At 68.1% G+C, this 573-nt stretch carries 1 protein-coding gene; it reads left to right on the top strand.

Annotated elements, in window-relative coordinates; translation table 11 throughout:
- The coding region (locus RM779_RS33270) for a carbamoyl phosphate synthase preATP-grasp domain-containing protein (protein ID WP_449657319.1) at nucleotides 1-573 on the top strand (573 nt) is incomplete at both ends.

Raw genomic sequence — 573 nt, 5'->3', positions numbered from 1 at the left:
CACTGCGCCTGGGCGCCAGCGTCGAGCAGGTGGCCGAGGCCTCCGGCGTCGACCCGTGGTTCGTCGAGCAGATCGCCGGTCTGGTCGCGCTGCGTGTCGAGCTGCTGGAAGCACCGGTGCTCGACGCGGAACTGCTGCGCCGGGCCAAGCACAGCGGGCTCTCGGACCGCCAGATCGCCGCGCTACGACCGGAACTGGCCGGCGAGTCGGGCGTGCGCGCGCTGCGTCGCCGGCTCGGCATTCACCCGGTGTACAAGACCGTCGACACCTGCGCGGCCGAGTTCGACGCCAAGACGCCGTACCACTACAGCAGCTACGAGCTCGATCCCGCTGCGGAGACCGAGGTCGCCCCGCAGACCGAGAAGCCCAAGGTGCTGATCCTGGGTTCCGGACCGAACCGGATCGGTCAGGGGATCGAATTCGACTACAGCTGTGTGCATGCCGCGACCACGCTGAGTGCGGTCGGGTTCGAAACGGTGATGGTCAACTGCAACCCCGAGACGGTGTCCACCGACTACGACACCGCCGACCGGTTGTACTTCGAGCCCCTCACGTTCGAGGACGTGCTGGAGG

Origin of the sequence: Streptomyces johnsoniae (assembly GCF_031845565.1) — a bacterium.
GTDB lineage: Bacteria > Actinomycetota > Actinomycetes > Streptomycetales > Streptomycetaceae > Streptomyces > Streptomyces johnsoniae.
This window is presented reverse-complemented; position numbering and strand designations above follow the sequence as displayed.